General features: G+C 59.8%; 16 protein-coding genes. 11 read left to right on the top strand and 5 right to left on the bottom strand.

The window, feature by feature from the left end; translation table 11 throughout:
* Window positions 1–99: 99 nt before the first annotated feature.
* From ACI77I_RS18415 to cysN, 4 genes are all read left to right on the top strand, one after another.
* Window positions 100–858, top strand: a complete 759-nt coding sequence (locus ACI77I_RS18415) for a Nif3-like dinuclear metal center hexameric protein (RefSeq protein WP_406998121.1) — start codon at window positions 100–102, stop codon at window positions 856–858.
* A 269-nt stretch (window positions 859–1,127) separates the two neighbouring features.
* Window positions 1,128–2,045, top strand: coding sequence for a sulfate adenylyltransferase subunit CysD (gene cysD, locus ACI77I_RS18410; RefSeq protein ID WP_017137614.1), 918 nt, complete (start codon window positions 1,128–1,130; stop codon window positions 2,043–2,045).
* 103 nt (window positions 2,046–2,148) lie between these two features.
* Entirely contained in the window at window positions 2,149–2,490 is a 342-nt protein-coding gene (locus ACI77I_RS18405) for a four helix bundle protein (protein WP_406998120.1), read from the top strand.
* A gap of 53 nt (window positions 2,491–2,543) precedes the next feature.
* Entirely contained in the window at window positions 2,544–4,442 is a 1,899-nt protein-coding gene (gene cysN, locus ACI77I_RS18400; RefSeq protein ID WP_406998119.1) for a sulfate adenylyltransferase subunit CysN, read from the top strand.
* Window positions 4,443–4,677: 235 nt separating this feature from the next.
* Here cysN and ACI77I_RS18395 read toward each other — a convergent pair whose 3' ends face one another.
* The 3 genes from ACI77I_RS18395 to ACI77I_RS18385 all read right to left on the bottom strand — a co-directional run bounded on the left by ACI77I_RS18395 (window position 4,678) and on the right by ACI77I_RS18385 (window position 8,047).
* Window positions 4,678–5,577, bottom strand: coding sequence for an acyltransferase (locus ACI77I_RS18395; protein ID WP_094948923.1), 900 nt, complete (start codon window positions 5,575–5,577; stop codon window positions 4,678–4,680).
* The gene (gene pta / locus ACI77I_RS18390) at window positions 5,578–7,677 is read right to left on the bottom strand and encodes a phosphate acetyltransferase (protein WP_406998118.1); all 2,100 of its coding nucleotides are present in this window, start codon (window positions 7,675–7,677) and stop codon (window positions 5,578–5,580) included.
* A gap of 79 nt (window positions 7,678–7,756) precedes the next feature.
* Window positions 7,757–8,047, bottom strand: a complete 291-nt coding sequence (locus ACI77I_RS18385) for a DUF3565 domain-containing protein (RefSeq protein ID WP_406998135.1) — start codon at window positions 8,045–8,047, stop codon at window positions 7,757–7,759.
* Here ACI77I_RS18385 and ACI77I_RS18380 point away from each other — a divergent pair.
* Window positions 8,046–8,531 carry a peptidylprolyl isomerase gene (locus tag ACI77I_RS18380; protein ID WP_406998117.1) on the top strand — a complete coding sequence of 162 codons (486 nt, stop codon included), beginning with the start codon at window positions 8,046–8,048 and terminating at the stop codon, window positions 8,529–8,531. The genes ACI77I_RS18385 and ACI77I_RS18380 overlap by 2 nt on opposite strands.
* Before the next feature lie 295 nt (window positions 8,532–8,826).
* On the opposite strand, the gene rpsT is transcribed toward ACI77I_RS18380, so the two are convergent.
* Window positions 8,827–9,105 (bottom strand): 30S ribosomal protein S20, encoded by a 279-nt coding sequence (gene rpsT, locus ACI77I_RS18375; protein ID WP_003171647.1) that lies wholly within the window; start codon window positions 9,103–9,105, stop codon window positions 8,827–8,829.
* A gap of 253 nt (window positions 9,106–9,358) precedes the next feature.
* On the opposite strand from rpsT, the gene murJ reads away from it, so the two are divergent.
* The 6 genes from murJ (at window position 9,359) to ispH (ending at window position 16,889) form a co-directional block, all read left to right on the top strand.
* Window positions 9,359–10,897, top strand: coding sequence for a murein biosynthesis integral membrane protein MurJ (gene murJ / locus ACI77I_RS18370; protein WP_242154289.1), 1,539 nt, complete (start codon window positions 9,359–9,361; stop codon window positions 10,895–10,897).
* Between the two features lie 119 nt (window positions 10,898–11,016).
* Window positions 11,017–11,955: a bifunctional riboflavin kinase/FAD synthetase gene (gene ribF / locus ACI77I_RS18365; protein WP_094948927.1), complete on the top strand. Its 939-nt coding sequence runs from the start codon at window positions 11,017–11,019 to the stop codon at window positions 11,953–11,955.
* 14 nt (window positions 11,956–11,969) lie between these two features.
* Entirely contained in the window at window positions 11,970–14,801 is a 2,832-nt protein-coding gene (gene ileS, locus ACI77I_RS18360; RefSeq protein ID WP_406998116.1) for an isoleucine--tRNA ligase, read from the top strand.
* Window positions 14,794–15,303 (top strand): signal peptidase II, encoded by a 510-nt coding sequence (gene lspA, locus ACI77I_RS18355; RefSeq protein ID WP_094948929.1) that lies wholly within the window; start codon window positions 14,794–14,796, stop codon window positions 15,301–15,303. Before ileS ends, lspA begins: the two co-directional genes overlap by 8 nt.
* 7 nt (window positions 15,304–15,310) lie before the next feature.
* Window positions 15,311–15,748, top strand: a complete 438-nt coding sequence (gene fkpB, locus ACI77I_RS18350; RefSeq protein WP_174244855.1) for an FKBP-type peptidyl-prolyl cis-trans isomerase — start codon at window positions 15,311–15,313, stop codon at window positions 15,746–15,748.
* 193 nt (window positions 15,749–15,941) lie between these two features.
* Window positions 15,942–16,889, top strand: coding sequence for a 4-hydroxy-3-methylbut-2-enyl diphosphate reductase (ispH, locus tag ACI77I_RS18345; RefSeq protein WP_406998115.1), 948 nt, complete (start codon window positions 15,942–15,944; stop codon window positions 16,887–16,889).
* Here the strand turns inward: ispH and ACI77I_RS18340 are convergent.
* Window positions 16,843–17,424, bottom strand: a complete 582-nt coding sequence (locus ACI77I_RS18340; RefSeq protein WP_094948931.1) for a GspH/FimT family protein — start codon at window positions 17,422–17,424, stop codon at window positions 16,843–16,845. The two genes, ispH and ACI77I_RS18340, sit on opposite strands and share 47 nt — an antisense overlap.
* Between the last annotated feature and the right edge of the window lie 154 nt (window positions 17,425–17,578).

Here is a 17,578-nt window from a genome sequence, read left to right as displayed (position 1 = left end):
GTAAGTCCTGACAGGTTGCAGGGGGCGGGAGAGCGCCCATAATGTCGCGCATTATACGAGGCTGCGAGCGCCTCGGAACGGGATATTTAGGAGTCTTTTATGGCCGTCCCCCTTACCACCCTCGTCGAGGAAGCGGACCGCTACCTTGGCAGTGCAAAAATTGCCGATTATTGCCCCAATGGCCTGCAGGTCGAGGGCCGCCCGCAGGTGATGCGCATCGTCAGCGGCGTGACCGCAAGCCAAGCCCTGCTGGATGCCGCCGTCGAAGCCCAAGCTGATTTGGTGCTGGTGCACCACGGTTATTTCTGGAAGGGCGAAAACCCGTGCATCACCGGCATGAAGCAGCGCCGCCTGAAAACCCTGCTCAAGCATGACATCAGTTTATTGGCCTACCACCTCCCGCTGGATCTGCATCCGGACGTGGGCAACAACGTGCAACTTGCCCGTCAGCTGGACATCACTGTCGAGGGCCCGCTGGACCCGAGCAATCCGAAAATCGTCGGGCTGGTCGGTTCTCTCGCCGAGCCATTGTCGCCCCGCGACTTCGCGCGTCGTGTGCAGGATGTGATGGGCCGTGAGCCGCTGTTGATCGAAGGCAGCGAGATGATCCGCCGCGTCGGCTGGTGCACCGGTGGTGGCCAGGGCTATATCGACCAGGCGATTGCCGCCGGTGTCGACCTGTACCTGAGCGGTGAAGCCTGCGAGCAAACCTTCCACAGTGCGCGGGAAAACGACATCAGCTTTATTGCTGCCGGGCATCACGCCACTGAGCGCTACGGCGTCCAAGCGCTGGGCGATTACCTGGCTCGGCGGTTTGCCCTGGAGCATTTGTTCATCGATTGCCCGAACCCGATCTAACCTCGGCGAGGGACAACATGTGGGAGCCGGCTTGCCTGCGATGGCATCAACTGTGTGTCACTGATACACCGAGGTGCCTGCATCGCAGGCAAGCCAGCTCCCACACAAACCCGCTCCCACATTCGACCGAGTTGGGCCAAACCTCGCGGCATATTCATATACCGTTTCGATCTAGCTGGCGCCCTGAATAGAAGTAGGCGCTGTGCTAGCATGCCCCGCTCGAACACGGCCCGCTGGCCGTCCATAAGATCGTTTTTCCGTGAGTAGCCATGGTCGACAAACTGACGCATCTGAAACAGCTGGAGGCGGAAAGCATCCACATCATCCGCGAGGTCGCCGCCGAGTTCGACAACCCGGTGATGCTCTACTCGATCGGTAAAGACTCCGCCGTGATGCTGCACCTGGCGCGCAAGGCTTTCTTCCCGGGCAAGCTGCCGTTCCCGGTGATGCACGTCGACACCCGCTGGAAATTCCAGGAGATGTACAAGTTTCGCGACAAAATGGTCGAAGAGCTTGGCCTGGACCTGATCACCCACGTCAACCCCGATGGTGTGGCGCAGGGCATCAACCCGTTCACCCACGGCAGCGCCAAGCACACCGACATCATGAAAACCGAAGGCCTCAAGCAGGCCTTGGACAAGCATGGTTTCGACGCAGCGTTCGGCGGTGCCCGTCGTGATGAAGAGAAATCCCGCGCCAAAGAGCGCGTGTACTCATTCCGCGACAGCAAACACCGCTGGGACCCGAAGAACCAGCGCCCGGAGCTGTGGAACGTTTATAACGGCAACGTCAACAAGGGTGAGTCGATCCGCGTGTTCCCGCTGTCCAACTGGACCGAGCTGGACATCTGGCAGTACATCTACCTGGAAGGCATCCCGATTGTGCCGCTGTACTTCGCCGCCGAGCGCGACGTGATCGAGAAGAACGGCACATTGATCATGATCGACGACGACCGCATCCTCGAGCACTTGTCCGACGAAGACAAAGCCCGAATCGTCAAAAAGAAAGTACGTTTCCGTACCCTTGGCTGCTACCCGTTGACGGGCGCGGTGGAGTCCGAAGCCGAAACGCTGACGGACATCATTCAGGAAATGCTCCTGACGCGAACTTCCGAGCGCCAGGGCCGGGTCATCGACCACGATGGCGCAGGCTCGATGGAAGATAAAAAACGTCAGGGGTACTTTTAAGCTTCGAGTTACAAGCGGCAAGCTGCAAGTTAGAGGCGGTATGCGTAATTTTGCAGTTTGGTCTTGCAGCCGGTTGTTGCGAGCCGCTATTGAGTGACTCGTAATGGGTTTCGAGAAACTGATTGTCTGGCAGAGAAGCAAGTGTTTGGCGGTGAAAATCTATAAAGAGTTTGCGGGCTGCGGGGGGGTCGGTTTCAAGGATCAAACCACCCGGTCTGCACTTTCGGTACCTTCCAATATTGCGGAAGGTATGGAACGTCGCAGCAACAAAGAGAAAGCTCACTTTCTTTGGATTGTAAAAGCTTCCTGTGGGGAGCTACGTACTCAGATTTTCATTGGCCGTGACATCACTTACATCGCCCGCCCGCTGGCTGAAAACTGGATTACAGAAACTCGCGAGCGCTCAAAAATGCTCTGCGGCCTGATCAACAAAATTTCTGACTAGCTGTACGCCGACAAGCTTGCCGCTTGAAGCTTACAGCTTGGAGCTTGAATGCAATGAGCCATCAATCTGATTTGATCAGCGAGGACATCCTCGCCTACCTGGGCCAGCACGAGCGCAAGGAAATGTTGCGCTTCCTGACCTGCGGCAACGTCGACGACGGCAAGAGCACCCTGATCGGGCGCCTGCTGCACGACTCCAAGATGATCTACGAAGATCACTTGGAAGCCATCACCCGCGATTCGAAGAAATCCGGCACCACTGGCGACGATATCGACCTGGCCTTGCTGGTCGACGGCCTTCAGGCCGAGCGTGAGCAGGGCATCACCATCGATGTCGCCTACCGCTACTTCTCCACCGCCAAACGCAAATTCATCATCGCCGACACCCCCGGCCATGAGCAGTACACGCGCAACATGGCCACCGGTGCATCCACCTGTGACCTGGCGATTATCCTGATCGATGCCCGCTACGGCGTGCAGACCCAGACCCGTCGCCACAGCTATATCGCCTCGTTGCTGGGCATCAAGCACATCGTGATCGCCGTCAACAAGATGGACATCAATGGCTTTGACCAAAGCATCTTCGAGTCGATCAAGGCCGATTACCTGAAGTTCGCCGACGGTATTGCTTTCAAGCCAAGCACCATGGCCTTCGTACCGATGTCGGCGCTCAAGGGCGACAACGTGGTGAACAAGAGCGAGCATTCGCCTTGGTACACCGGCCAGTCGCTGATGGAGATTCTCGAAACTGTCGAGATCGCCAACGACCGCAACTACACCGACCTGCGTTTCCCGGTGCAGTACGTCAACCGTCCGAACCTGAACTTCCGTGGTTTCGCCGGCACGTTAGCCAGCGGCATCGTGCACAAGGGCGACGAGGTTGTAGTGCTGCCGTCGGGCAAGAGCAGCCGCGTCAAATCCATCGTCACCTTCGAAGGTGAGCTGGAACACGCCGGCCCAGGCCAGGCCGTGACCCTGACCATGGAAGACGAGATCGACATCTCCCGTGGCGACCTGCTGGTGCATGCCGACAACGTGCCGCAAGTGACTGACGCCTTCGACGCCATGTTGGTGTGGATGGCCGAAGAGCCGATGCTGCCGGGCAAGAAATACGACATCAAGCGCGCGACCAGCTACGTGCCGGGTTCCATCACCAGCATCGTGCACCGCGTGGACGTGAACACCCTGGCCGAAGGCCCGGCGAGTTCGCTGCAGTTGAACGAGATCGGCCGGGTCAAGGTCAGCCTCGACGCCGCCATCGCGCTGGACGGTTACGACAGCAACCGCACCACCGGTGCGTTTATCGTCATCGACCGTTTGACCAATGGCACTGTGGCCGCAGGCATGATCATCGCGCCGCCGGTCAATCATGGCGGTTCTGCGCAACACGGCGGTCTCGCTCATGTCGCCACCGAAGAACGCGCCCTGCGCTTCGGCCAGCAGCCGGCCACCGTGTTGTTTAGCGGCCTGTCGGGCGCGGGCAAAAGTACCTTGGCCTACGCGGTTGAGCGCAAGCTGTTCGACATGGGCCGTGCGGTGTTCGTACTGGACGGCCAGAACCTGCGTCATGACCTGAACAAAGGCTTGCCGCAGGACCGTGCCGGGCGTACTGAAAACTGGCGTCGTGCCGCTCACGTCGCGCGCCAGTTCAACGAAGCAGGCCTGCTGACCCTGGCCGCCTTCGTTGCCCCGGATGCCGAAGGCCGCGAACAGGCCAAGGCGCTGATTGGCTCCGATCGCCTGCTGACGGTTTACGTCCAGGCCTCGCCACTGGTGTGCGCCGAGCGTGATCCGCAAGGCCTGTACGCCGCGGGTGGGGATAACATCCCGGGCGAATCCTTCCCGTACGACGTGCCGTTGAATGCCGATCTGGTGATCGACACCCAGGCCCTGTCGCTGGAAGACAGCGTCAAGCAAGTGCTGGAACTGTTGCGTCAGCGCGGCGCGATCTAAACCTCGCCGCCACAAAAAAAGCCCGCCACCGAGCACTCGGTGGCGGGCTGATCGTTCCCACGCTCTGCGTGGGAATGCATCCTGTGACGCTCTGCGTCACAACTTCAAATGTTGACTCGGTCAATGTCGGAGCTGGCTTGCCTGCGATGGCGGACGGTCAGTTTATTTTTACTTGGCTGACCCACCGCTATCGCAGGCAAGCCAGCGCCCACATTAAATTGCATCCACATGTTGATCAGTGGCGGTCTGGGAAATCTGTGTGCAGTTTGGCGAGCAGTTGGTCTTTGTCTTCCCACAGCTGGTTAATCCACCCCTGAAACGCCAACCGATACTCGCCATCCTGCTCATAATTCTTGCCGATAAACCCGGCTGGAATCTGCACCTCTTCAAAGTGCACCACCACATCCTTCACATTCCCACACAGCAAATCCCAATACCCTGGGCGCCCGCCAGGGTAGTGAATGGTCACGTTGACCAATGACTTCAGCTGCTCACCCATGGCATCCAGCACAAACGCAATCCCGCCCGCCTTAGGCTTGAGCAAATAGCGAAACGGCGACTTCTGCTGGGCATGCTTGCCTGGCGTAAAGCGTGTGCCTTCGGCAAAGTTGAAAATGCCCACCGGGTTGTCACGAAACTTCGCACAGGTCTTGCGGGTGGTTTCCAGGTCTTTGCCTTTCTTCTCCGGGTGCTTCTCCAGGTAGGCCTTGGTGTAGCGCTTCATGAACGGAAAGCCCAACGCCCACCACGCCAGGCCTATCACCGGCACCCAGATCAGTTCCTGCTTGAGGAAGAACTTCAGCGGGCGAATCCGGCGATTGAGCACGTATTGCAACACCATGATGTCGACCCAGCTCTGGTGGTTGCTGGTCACTAGGTAGGAGTGCTCATAGTCCAGCCCTTCAAGGCCGGTCAGGTGCCAGCGCGTGCGCCGTACCAGGTTCATCCAGCCCTTATTGTTGGTCACCCAAGCTTCGTGGGTGTGGTTCATCAGCCATTCGCTGAAGCGCTTGGCAAACGGCAGCGCTTTGAACAGCGCGACGATAAACAGAAACGAGCACAGCAGGATCGTGTTCAGCGCCAACAATAAGGACGCGATCACCCCGCGCACGGCGGCAGGTAGAAAATCCAGCATTTAGATATCCATAGGTCGGTTGGCGGCTTGAATCGCAGTGAGTGCGATGGTGTACACGATGTCATCCACTTGGGCACCGCGCGGCAGATCGTTTACCGGTTTGCGCAGGCCTTGCAGCATTGGCCCCAGGCTCACGCAATCGGCGCTGCGTTGCACCGCCTTGTGCGTGGTGTTGCCGGTGTTCAGGTCCGGGAACACAAACACCGTGGCTTTACCGGCGACCAGGCTGTTGGGCGCCAACTGCCGGGCCACGGTTTCGTTGGCGGCGGCGTCGTACTGCAACGGCCCGTCGATCAGCAGCGAGCTTTGTTGTTCGTGGGCGAGCAGGGTGGCTTCACGGACTTTTTCGACCTCCTCACCGCTGGCCGAATCGCCGCTGGAGTAGCTGATCATCGCCACGCGCGGGGTGATGCCGAACGCGGCCGCCGAGTCGGCACTTTGCAGGGCTATTTCCGCCAGTTCTGCGGCGCTTGGGTGCGGGTTCATCACGCAGTCGCCGTAGACCAGCACCTGCTCCGGGAACAGCATGAAGAACACCGATGAGACCAACGTGCAGCCGGGCGCGGTTTTAATCAGCTGCAGGGCAGGGCGGATGGTGTTGGCGGTGGAGTGGATAACCCCGGAAACCAGGCCGTCCACTTCATCCAGCGCGAGCATCATGGTGGCGATCACCACTGTGTCTTCCAGTTGCTGCTCGGCCATCGGCGCGTTGAGGCTCTTGCTCTTGCGCAGCGCGACCATCGGTTCTACATAACGCTGGCGAATCAGGTCAGGGTCGAGAATCTCCAGGCCTTCAGGCAACTCAATGCCGTGGGCGCGGGCGACCGCTTCCACATCCGCAGGTTTAGCCAGCAGCACGCAACGCGCAATGCCGCGTGCCTGACAGATGGCGGCGGCTTGCACGGTCAGTGGCTCGCTGCCTTCGGGCAACACGATGCGCTTGTTGGCGGCTTGGGCTCGCTGGATTAACTGGTAGCGGAACACGGCCGGCGAGAGGCGCATCTCCCGTGGCGTGCCGCAGCGTTGGTGCAGCCAGCGCGCATCGAGGTGGCTGGCGACGAAATCGGTGATGATTTCTGCGCGCTCGCGGTCATCAATCGGGATTTCTTTGTTGAGGCTGTTGAGTTGGTTCGCCGTATCGTAGGAGCCCGTGCTCACCGACAGCACCGGCAGCCCGGCCTGGAACGCACCACGGCACAAATCCATAATACGCGGGTCGGGCAGTGTGTCGCTGGTCAGCAGCAGCCCAGCCAGCGGCACGCCGTTGATCGCGGCCAGGCTGACGGCGAGGATGATGTCATCGCGGTCGCCCGGGGTTACCACCAGCACGCCGGGCTTGAGCAATTCCACGGTGTTACGCATGGTGCGCGCGCAGATGATGATCTTGGTCATGCGCCGGGTTTCGTAGTCGCCGGCGTTGAGGATCTGCGCGCCCATCAGGTCGGCCACGTCGCGGGTGCGCGGTGCGTTGAGTTCGGGCTGGTAGGGGATGCAGCCGAGCAGGCGGAATTCACCGCTGCGCAACAGCGGCGAATGCTCTTTGAGGCGCGCCGAGAACGCTTCCATGCTTTCGTCGGTGCGCACTTTGTTGAGGATCACGCCCAGCACTTTCGGGTCTTTCGGGCCGCCGAACAGCTGGGCCTGCAATTCCACGCGGCCGGAGAGCTCGGTGAGCACTTCGTTTTCCGGCGCCGACACCAGGATCACTTCCGCGTCGAGGCTCTTGGCCAAGTGCAGGTTGACCCGTGCCGCATAGCTGGCGCTGCGGGTCGGTACCATGCCTTCGACAATCAGCACGTCCTTGCCCACAGCGGCTTGCTGATACAGGGTGATGATTTCTTCGAGCAGCTCGTCGAGCTGGCCGTCGCCGAGCATGCGCTCCACGTGGGCCAGGCCCAGCGGTTGCGGCGGTTTCAGACCGTGGGTGCGGGCCACCAGCTCAGTGGAGCGCTCGGGGCCGGTGTCGCCAGGGTGTGGCTGGGCAATCGGTTTGAAAAAGCCGACTTTCAGCCCGGCCCGTTCAAGGGTGCGCACCAGCCCAAGGCTGATGGAGGTCAGACCCACACCAAAATCGGTGGGCGCGATAAAAAAAGTCTGCATGCGAATTCTCTGGAGGTGCATGGCTTCGGTGGCGCTCTATGGTTGAGCGCCTACCGGGAATCAGGCACCAAGGTTATCGTTATTCGTGCTCTTGCGCACACCAGCCGCACGCAAAGGGTTGGCCTATTTTTTCAACGCGTTGCGCGGGGTCGAGTACCCAGGCGCGGGACTGCCAGGGCGGCAGATGGCGCAGGTGTTGGGTGTGGCCGCAGGACAGCTCGGCAACCCAGTGCTGGTCGTCATCCTGGCGAAAGCCGATGATGAAGGATGCCGTTGATCGACCCCGTCTGTCCGGGTTGTGTTCGCTTTCGGGCAAATCCTTGTTTAGACTTGTCCGTTCTTCATTCTTATGCAAAAGGTCTCGCCCCATGACGATCGCCGCTAACAAGGCTGTCTCCATCGACTATACCCTGACCAACGACGCTGGTGAGGTCATCGACAGCTCCGCCGGCGGCGCGCCGCTGGTCTACCTGCAAGGCGCAGGTAACATCATCCCGGGCCTGGAAAAGGCTCTGGAAGGCAAGGACGTCGGTGACGAACTGACCGTCGCCGTAGAACCTGAAGAGGCTTACGGCGAATACTCCGCCGAACTGGTCAGCACCTTGAGCCGCAGCATGTTCGAAGGCGTTGACGAACTGGAAGTGGGCATGCAGTTCCACGCTTCCGCGCCGGACGGCCAAATGCAGATCGTCACCATCCGCGACCTGGACGGCGACGACGTGACTGTCGACGGTAACCACCCACTGGCTGGCCAGCGTCTGAACTTCCAAGTGAAGATCGTTGCGATCCGCGACGCCTCCCAAGAAGAAGTTGCTCACGGCCACGTTCACGGTGAAGGCGGTCACCAGCACTGATTGATGGTTTAATCAGCTGCTAGCAAAAACGCCCCGACTGGTTCGGGGCGTTTTTTTTTTGAAAATATCTATCTCACACCCCGCGGCCCACGCGTGGGAGCGGGCTTGCCCGCGATGGAGGCGTGTCAGCCACCTTATATGTCACTGACCCACCGCTATCGCGGGCAAGCCCGCTCCCACATTTTGAACTGCGCGCGCCGTCTATATGAGGCACAAACAAAAATGCCCCGGACCTTTCGGTACGGGGCATTTCTTAACTGTTACGTAACCTAGGCTACGCGGCAGTTATTACCACTTAGGCTGCTGCAGCGACGTTCAGAGCCTTGATGTGGCCATTCAGGCGGCTCTTATGACGAGCGGCCTTGTTCTTGTGGATGATGCCTTTATCGGCCATACGGTCGATAACTGGCACGGCCAGAACGTAAGCAGCTTGGGCTTTTTCAGCGTCTTTGGTGTCGATGGCTTTAACTACATTCTTGATGTAGGTACGAACCATGGATCGCAGGCTGGCGTTGTGGCTGCGACGCTTCTCAGCCTGTTTTGCACGTTTTTTGGCGGAAGGTGTGTTGGCCACCGTCGAGCTCCTCGAAAGACTTTTTAGGAAATAGCAAACAAAATAGGCCGCGAATCATGCCGATGACTTGATGGGTTGTCAAGGGCGGCTGATGCGAACTGCTGAGTGGTCGATCTGAAGAGGCGGGTGATTTATTTCCGGCGCTTGACCTGTAAACTCGCGAGCTTTGGCTCTGTGCTGTTGCAGGCGCGCAGTATCGCATAAGTGGGCGCTTAGTTCGCCTGCTCTTTATCTATAGGCGCAAACTCTTTCAATGAATCTGCTCAAGTCGTTGGCTGCCGTCAGCTCTATCACGATGATTTCCCGGGTATTAGGGTTCGTGCGTGACACCCTGCTGGCGCGTATTTTTGGCGCCAGCATGGCCACGGATGCGTTCTTTATTGCCTTTAAACTGCCCAACCTGCTGCGGCGGATCTTCGCCGAGGGGGCTTTTTCCCAAGCTTTCGTGCCGATCCTGGCCGAATACAAGACCCAGCAGGGCGAAGAGGCGACCCGCACTTTTATTGCGTACGTTTCGGGTCTGCTGACCCTGGTGCTGATGCTGGTGACCATCGCCGGCATGCTCGCCGCGCCCTGGGTGATCTGGGCCACTGCGCCAGGTTTTGCCAACACCCCGGAAAAATTCGCGCTGACCACTGATCTGTTGCGGGTGACCTTTCCTTATATATTGCTGATTTCCCTGTCGTCCCTGGCCGGGGCGATCCTCAACACCTGGAACCGCTTTTCGGTGCCGGCCTTCGTGCCGACCTTGCTGAACGTCAGCATGATTATTTTTGCGCTGTTCCTCACGCCGTACTTCGACCCGCCGGTGATGGCCCTGGGCTGGGCCGTGCTGGCCGGCGGCCTGGCGCAGTTGCTCTACCAGCTGCCGCACCTTAAAAGGATCGGCATGCTCGTGCTGCCGCGCCTGAACCTCAAAGACACCGGCGTATGGCGCGTGATGCGCAACATGCTGCCGGCGATCCTCGGGGTTTCCGTCAGTCAGATCTCCCTGATCATCAACACCGCGTTCGCCTCGTTGTTGGTCTCAGGCTCCGTGTCGTGGATGTATTACGCCGATCGCCTGATGGAGTTACCGTCCGGTGTGCTCGGCGTGGCCTTGGGCACGATTTTGCTGCCGACCCTGGCGCGCACCTATGCCAGCAAGGACCGCCAGGAGTACTCGCGCATCCTCGATTGGGGCTTGCGCCTGTGCTTTATGCTGGTGCTGCCGTGCTCCCTGGCGCTGGGGATCCTGGCCGAGCCGCTGACCGTCGCGTTGTTCCAATACGGCCAATTCGACGCACATGATGCATTGATGACCCAGCACGCGCTGGTGGCTTATTCCGTCGGCCTGCTCGGCATTATTGTGATCAAGGTGCTGGCTCCGGGCTTCTACGCCCAGCAAAACATCCGCACGCCGGTCAAAATCGCGATTTTCACCCTGATCGTCACGCAACTGCTCAACCTGGTGTTTATCGGCCCGCTGGCCCATGCCGGCTTGGCCCTGGCCATCAGCGTCGGTGCCTGCATCAATGCCGGCCTGCTGTTTTATCAACTGCGCAAGCAGCAGATGTTCCAACCGCAGCCAGGCTGGGGCATGTTTGCGCTCAAGCTGGTGGTGGCGGTGGCAGCCATGTCGGCGGTATTGCTTGGCCTGATGCACTTTATGCCGGCCTGGGACCAAGGCCATATGCTGGAGCGCTTCCTGCGCCTGGGTGTATTGGTGGTCGCCGGTGTGGTGGTGTACTTCGGGATGTTGCTGCTGCAGGGTTTTCGCCTGCGGGATTTCAATCGCAAGTCGCTGAGCTAGAGACTTTCCGGCGATAAAACGGTTGTTTTATCGATTCGATCCATTTGGCCTGCGCTGTTGCCTGTCGTCCGGGGCTGGGTGTGGTTATAATCGACCACTTTATGAGCAAGAAGCGCGTTATGCAGCTGGTTCGAGGTCTCCACAACCTGCGCCCCGAGCATCGGGGCTGCGTCGCCACTATTGGCAACTTTGACGGTGTTCACCGTGGCCACCAGGCTATCCTGGGCCGGCTGCGTGAACGTGCGGTCGAGTTGGGCGTGCCCAGCTGCGTGGTGATTTTTGAGCCACAGCCACGGGAATTCTTCACCCCGGAAACGGCGCCGGCACGTCTGGCCCGCTTGCGCGACAAGTTGCAGTTGCTGGCCGAAGAGGGCGTGGACCGTGTGCTTTGCCTGGCTTTCAACCAGCGCTTGCAAAGCCTCAGCGCCGCCGAGTTCGTCGACCGTATCCTGGTGGACGGCCTGGGCGTGCAGCACCTGGAAGTCGGCGACGACTTCCGCTTCGGTTGCGACCGCGTCGGCGATTTCGATTTCCTGCAGCACGCTGGTGTGATTCAAGGTTTTACCGTCGAAGCCGCGCAAACCGTCGAACTGGACGGCCTGCGCGTGAGCAGTACCCAGGTGCGTAACGCCCTGGCCGCTGCCGACTTCGCCTTGGCTGAGCGTTTGCTCGGTCGCCCGTTCCGCATTGCCGGGCGGGTACTGCACGGCCAGAAGCTGGCGCGCCAACTGGGCACGCCAACCGCCAACGTGCAACTCAAGCGCCGTCGTGTACCGCTCACCGGGGTTTATCTGGTGAGTGTCGACATCGACGGCCAATCGTGGCCGGGAGTCGCCAACATAGGCGTCAGGCCCACGGTTGCAGGTGATGGCAAGGCCCACCTGGAAGTTCACCTTTTGGATTTTGCCGGTGATTTGTATGACCGGCGTTTGACGGTGGTTTTCCACCAGAAGCTGCGTGAAGAGCAGCGTTTCGCCTCACTTGAGGCGTTGAAAACGGCGATCAATGCGGATGTCGCCGCCGCCCGTGCACTAGCCGCACCTAGCGCCCATCGCTAACCGAAGAGCCTTAAATGACCGACTATAAAGCCACGCTAAACCTTCCGGACACCGCCTTCCCAATGAAGGCCGGCCTGCCACAGCGCGAACCGCAGATCCTGCAGCGCTGGGACAGTATTGGCCTGTACGGAAAGTTGCGCGAAATTGGCAAGGATCGTCCGAAATTCGTCCTGCACGACGGCCCTCCTTATGCCAACGGCACGATTCACATCGGTCATGCGCTGAACAAAATTCTCAAGGACATGATCTTGCGCTCCAAAACCCTTTCGGGTTTTGACGCACCTTATGTCCCGGGCTGGGACTGCCACGGCCTGCCGATCGAACACAAAGTCGAAGTGACCTACGGCAAGAACCTGGGCGCGGATAAAACCCGCGAACTGTGCCGTGCCTACGCCACCGAGCAAATCGAAGGGCAGAAGTCCGAATTCATCCGCCTGGGCGTATTGGGCGAGTGGGACAACCCGTACAAGACCATGAACTTCAAGAACGAGGCCGGGGAAATCCGCGCCTTGGCCGAAATCGTCAAGGGCGGTTTCGTGTTCAAGGGCCTCAAGCCCGTGAACTGGTGCTTTGACTGCGGTTCGGCCCTGGCCGAAGCGGAAGTCGAGTACGAAGAGAAGAAGTCCTCGACTATCGACGTGGCCTTTCCGATCGCCGACGACGCCAAGCTGGCCGGGGCTTTTGGCCTGGCGAGCCTGAGCAAGCCGGCTGCCATCGTGATCTGGACCACCACCCCGTGGACCATCCCGGCCAACCAAGCGCTTAACGTGCACCCGGAATTCACCTACGCCCTGGTGGACGTCGGTGATCGCCTGCTAGTGCTGGCCGAGGAAATGGTGGAGGCCTGCCTGGCTCGCTACGAGCTGCAAGGTTCGGTGATCGCCACCACTACCGGCACCGCGCTGGAACTGATCAACTTCCGTCACCCGTTCTATGACCGTCTGTCGCCGGTGTACCTGGCTGACTACGTTGAGCTGGGTTCGGGTACTGGCGTGGTTCACTGCTCGCCCGCCTATGGCGTGGACGACTTTGTGATCTGCAAGAAGTACGGCATGGTCAACGATGACATCATCAACCCGGTGCAAAGCAACGGCGTTTATGCGCCTTCGCTGGAGTTCTTCGGCGGCCAGTTCATTTTCAAGGCCGACCAGTCGATCATCGACAAGCTGCGTGAAGTCGGTGCGCTGATGCAAACCGAAACCATCAAGCACAGCTACATGCACTGCTGGCGTCACAAGAGCCCGCTGATCTACCGCGCCACCGCGCAGTGGTTCATCGGCATGGACAAAGAGCCGGTCAGCGGTGACACCCTGCGTGTGCGCTCGCTGAAAGCCATCGAAGACACCCAATTCGTACCGGCCTGGGGCCAGGCGCGCCTGCACTCGATGATCGCCAACCGTCCGGACTGGTGTATCTCCCGTCAGCGTAACTGGGGCGTGCCGATCCCGTTCTTCCTGAATAAGGAAAGCGGCGAACTGCACCCACGCACCGTCGAACTGATGGAGGCAGTGGCCCTGCGCGTTGAACAGGAAGGCATCGAAGCCTGGTTCAAACTGGACGCCGCCGTACTGCTGGGCGACGAAGCGCCGCTGTACGACAAGATCAGCGACACCCTCGATGTGTGGTTTGACTCCGGCACCACTCACTGGCACGTGCTGCGCGGTTCGCACCCGATGGGCCACGAGACCGGCCCGCGTGCCGACCTGTACCTGGAAGGCTCGGACCAACACCGTGGCTGGTTCCACTCGTCGTTGCTGACCGGTTGCGCCATCGACAACCACGCGCCGTACCGCGAACTGCTGACCCACGGCTTCACCGTCGACGAGACGGGCCGCAAGATGTCCAAGTCGCTGAAGAACGTGATCGAGCCGAAAAAGATCAACGACACCTTGGGCGCCGACATTATGCGTCTGTGGGTGGCCTCGACCGATTACTCGGGCGAAATCGCCGTGTCGGACCAGATTCTGGCCCGTAGCGCCGATGCCTACCGCCGTATCCGCAATACCGCACGCTTCATGCTGTCGAACCTGACCGGTTTCAATCCGGCCACCGACATCCTGCCAGCCGAGGAAATGCTCGCCTTGGACCGTTGGGCCGTGGACCGTACCCTGTTGCTGCAGCGTGAGTTGCAGGAGCACTACGGCGAATACCGCTTCTGGAACGTGTATTCCAAGATCCACAACTTCTGCGTGCAGGAGCTGGGTGGTTTCTACCTCGACATCATCAAGGATCGCCAGTACACCACCGGCGCCAACAGCAAGGCGCGCCGTTCGGCGCAGACCGCGCTGTATCACATCTCTGAAGCGCTGGTGCGTTGGATCGCGCCGATCCTGGCCTTCACCGCCGATGAGCTGTGGGAATACCTGCCGGGCGAGCGTAACGAATCGGTGATGCTCAACACCTGGTACGAAGGCTTGACCGAACTGCCGGCAGACTTCGAACTGGGCCGCGAGTACTGGGAAGGCGTGATGGCCGTCAAAGTTGCGGTGAACAAGGAGCTGGAAGTGCAGCGCGCGGCCAAGGCCGTTGGCGGCAACTTGCAGGCCGAAGTCACCCTGTTTGCCGAGGAAGGCCTGACCGCCGACCTAGCCAAACTGAGCAACGAACTGCGCTTCGTGTTGATCACCTCGACCGCCAGCCTTGCACCGTTTGCCCAGGCGCCAGCGGACGCCGTGGCTACCGAAGTGCCTGGTCTCAAGCTTCAAGTGGTCAAGTCGGCCTTCCCTAAGTGCGCGCGTTGCTGGCACTGCCGTGAAGACGTTGGCATGAACCCTGAGCATCCGGAAATCTGCGGTCGTTGCGTCGACAACATCAGCGGTGCCGGCGAGGTTCGCCATTATGCCTAAAGCCAGCCGTTTCGGACGTCTGGGCTGGCTCGTACTGAGCGTGCTGGTGCTGGTTATCGACCAGCTCAGCAAGGCTCATTTCGAAGGCGCCTTACAGATGTACCAGCAGATCGTGGTCATTCCTGACTACTTCAGCTGGACCCTGGCCTACAACACCGGCGCCGCCTTCAGCTTCCTCGCTGATGGCGGTGGCTGGCAGCGATGGCTGTTCGCCGTGATCGCCGTGGTGGTCAGTGCGGTGTTGGTAGTCTGGCTCAAACGCTTGGGCCGCGATGACACGTGGCTGGCTATCGCCTTGGCCCTGGTGCTGGGCGGCGCGCTGGGCAACCTGTACGACCGCATTGCCTTGGGCCATGTGATCGACTTTATCCTGGTGCATTGGCAGAACCGCTGGTATTTCCCGGCGTTCAACTTTGCCGACAGCGCCATCACCGTCGGTGCAATTATGCTGGCGTTGGACATGTTCAAAAGTAAGAAAACCGGAGAGACCGTCAATGACTGATCAGGTATTGGCTGAGCAACGCATCGGCCAGAACACGGAAGTCACTTTGCATTTTGCACTGCGCCTGGAGAATGGCGACACGGTCGACAGTACGTTCGACAAAGCCCCGGCGACCTTCAAGGTGGGCGATGGCAACCTGCTGCCGGGTTTTGAAGCGGCCCTGTTCGGTTTCAAGGCCGGCGACAAGCGTACCCTGCAGATCCTGCCGGAAAACGCCTTTGGCCAGCCCAACCCGCAAAACGTGCAGATCATCCCGCGTTCGCAGTTCCAAGACATGGACCTGTCGGAAGGCTTGCTGGTGATCTTCAACGATGCGGCGAATACCGAGCTGCCCGGTGTGGTGAAAACCTTTGATGACGCGCAAGTGACCATCGACTTCAATCACCCGCTGGCCGGTAAAACCTTGACGTTTGACGTTGAAATCTTCGACGTTAAAGCGCTCTAACTGACGAAACATAGCAAGTGTGGGAGCGGGCTTGCTCGCGAATGCTGAGGCACATTCAGCAAATATGTTGGCTGACGCACCGCTTTCGCGAGCAAGCCCGCTCCCACATTTGATTCGTGTTGTTAAATAGAGACCAGCCGCGCCTGCGGTTGCAATGATCCAATTTCTTGCCCTGCAAGACACGAGGCACAGCATGCAAATCAAACTCGCCAACCCCCGTGGCTTTTGCGCCGGTGTGGACCGGGCGATCGAAATCGTCAATCGCGCCTTGGAAGTCTTCGGGCCGCCGATTTACGTGCGCCATGAAGTTGTCCACAACAAATTCGTGGTTGAAGACCTGCGCGCACGCGGTGCCATTTTTGTCGAAGAGCTCGACCAAGTGCCGGACGACGTTATCGTCATCTTCAGCGCCCACGGCGTTTCCCAGGCCGTGCGTACCGAAGCTGCCGGCCGTGGCCTGAAAGTATTCGACGCCACCTGCCCACTGGTGACCAAGGTGCACATCGAAGTCGCACGTTACAGTCGCGACGGCCGTGAATGCATCCTGATCGGCCACGCCGGCCACCCGGAAGTCGAAGGCACCATGGGCCAATACGACGCCAGCAATGGCGGCGCCATCTACCTGGTGGAAGACGAAAAAGACGTCGCCAGCTTGCAGGTGCAAAACCCCGAGCGGTTGGCCTTTGTCACGCAGACCACGTTGTCGATGGACGACACCAGTCGTGTGATCGATGCCCTGCGCACGCGCTTCCCAGCCATCGGCGGCCCGCGCAAAGATGACATCTGCTACGCCACGCAAAACCGTCAAGACGCGGTCAAGCAACTGGCCGATGAATGCGATGTAGTGCTGGTGGTCGGCAGCCCTAATAGCTCCAACTCCAACCGTTTGCGCGAGTTGGCTGAGCGCATGGCCACACCGGCGTACCTGATCGACGGCGCCGAAGACATGCAGCGCAGCTGGTTCGACGGTGTTGAGCGTATCGGCATTACGGCCGGCGCTTCGGCTCCGGAAGTCTTGGTGCGTGGTGTGATCCAGCAACTGCAGGCCTGGGGCGCCACCGGTGCCGATGAATTGGCCGGTCGTGAAGAGAACATCACGTTCTCCATGCCCAAGGAACTGCGGGTTCGCTCGCTGCTGTGAGTGCAAAGGTGCCGGAATCATTCCGGCACAACGCCTGCTCGGTGGCCTCACTGCGCAGGCTGATGCGTCCACTGGGCGCGAGCACCACCTGAAACAGGCTTTGCGCCTTGTCCGCGTCGCACACATGCACGGTGCCCGCGCGGAAACCTCCCGCTGAAAATATCGGCTCGCCCAACCCGCTGAAGCGCACTTGGCTTTTCACCGGCCCATTGCCCACGATCGGTATTCGCCCGCTGTCCTGTCGCTCCAGCAGTACCGGGTTGTCGTCGTCCAGGTTGCCGCGCCCGCTCTCGTCCAGTATCACCCGCCATCCCTGGCTCCAGTCCTCATCCCGCGCATAAATGACCACCGCACGATTGCGTGCAATGGCCTCGGTGCGTGCGTAGCGCAGCCCGCCGGCCAGGGCCTGCGCAGCAGTTTGTCGCTGCTGCGATTCAAGCAAACCTTTAAAACCTGGTATTGCCAGGTTCGCCAGGATGCCACTCAGAACCAGGCTGAGCAGCAGTTCGATCAGGGTGAATCCGTGTTGTCTCATGTGCCGTCCCTCCGTGGACGTGGTCAGTGTTGCCGGTGACAGGCATAGGTATAGCCTCTCGGTCCTGGTGGTGGATGATGGCCTTTATGTCCAAAGTATTTCCCTTTATTCCGGAAGCAGCACGAGTCAAAAACCGGCGCTAGTCTTGGGCCGC

It is taken from the genome of Pseudomonas sp. D47 (assembly GCF_045447305.1).
GTDB lineage: Bacteria > Pseudomonadota > Gammaproteobacteria > Pseudomonadales > Pseudomonadaceae > Aquipseudomonas.
The sequence above is the reverse complement of the archived record's forward strand: the minus strand, read 5'-3'. Positions and strand labels throughout refer to the sequence as shown.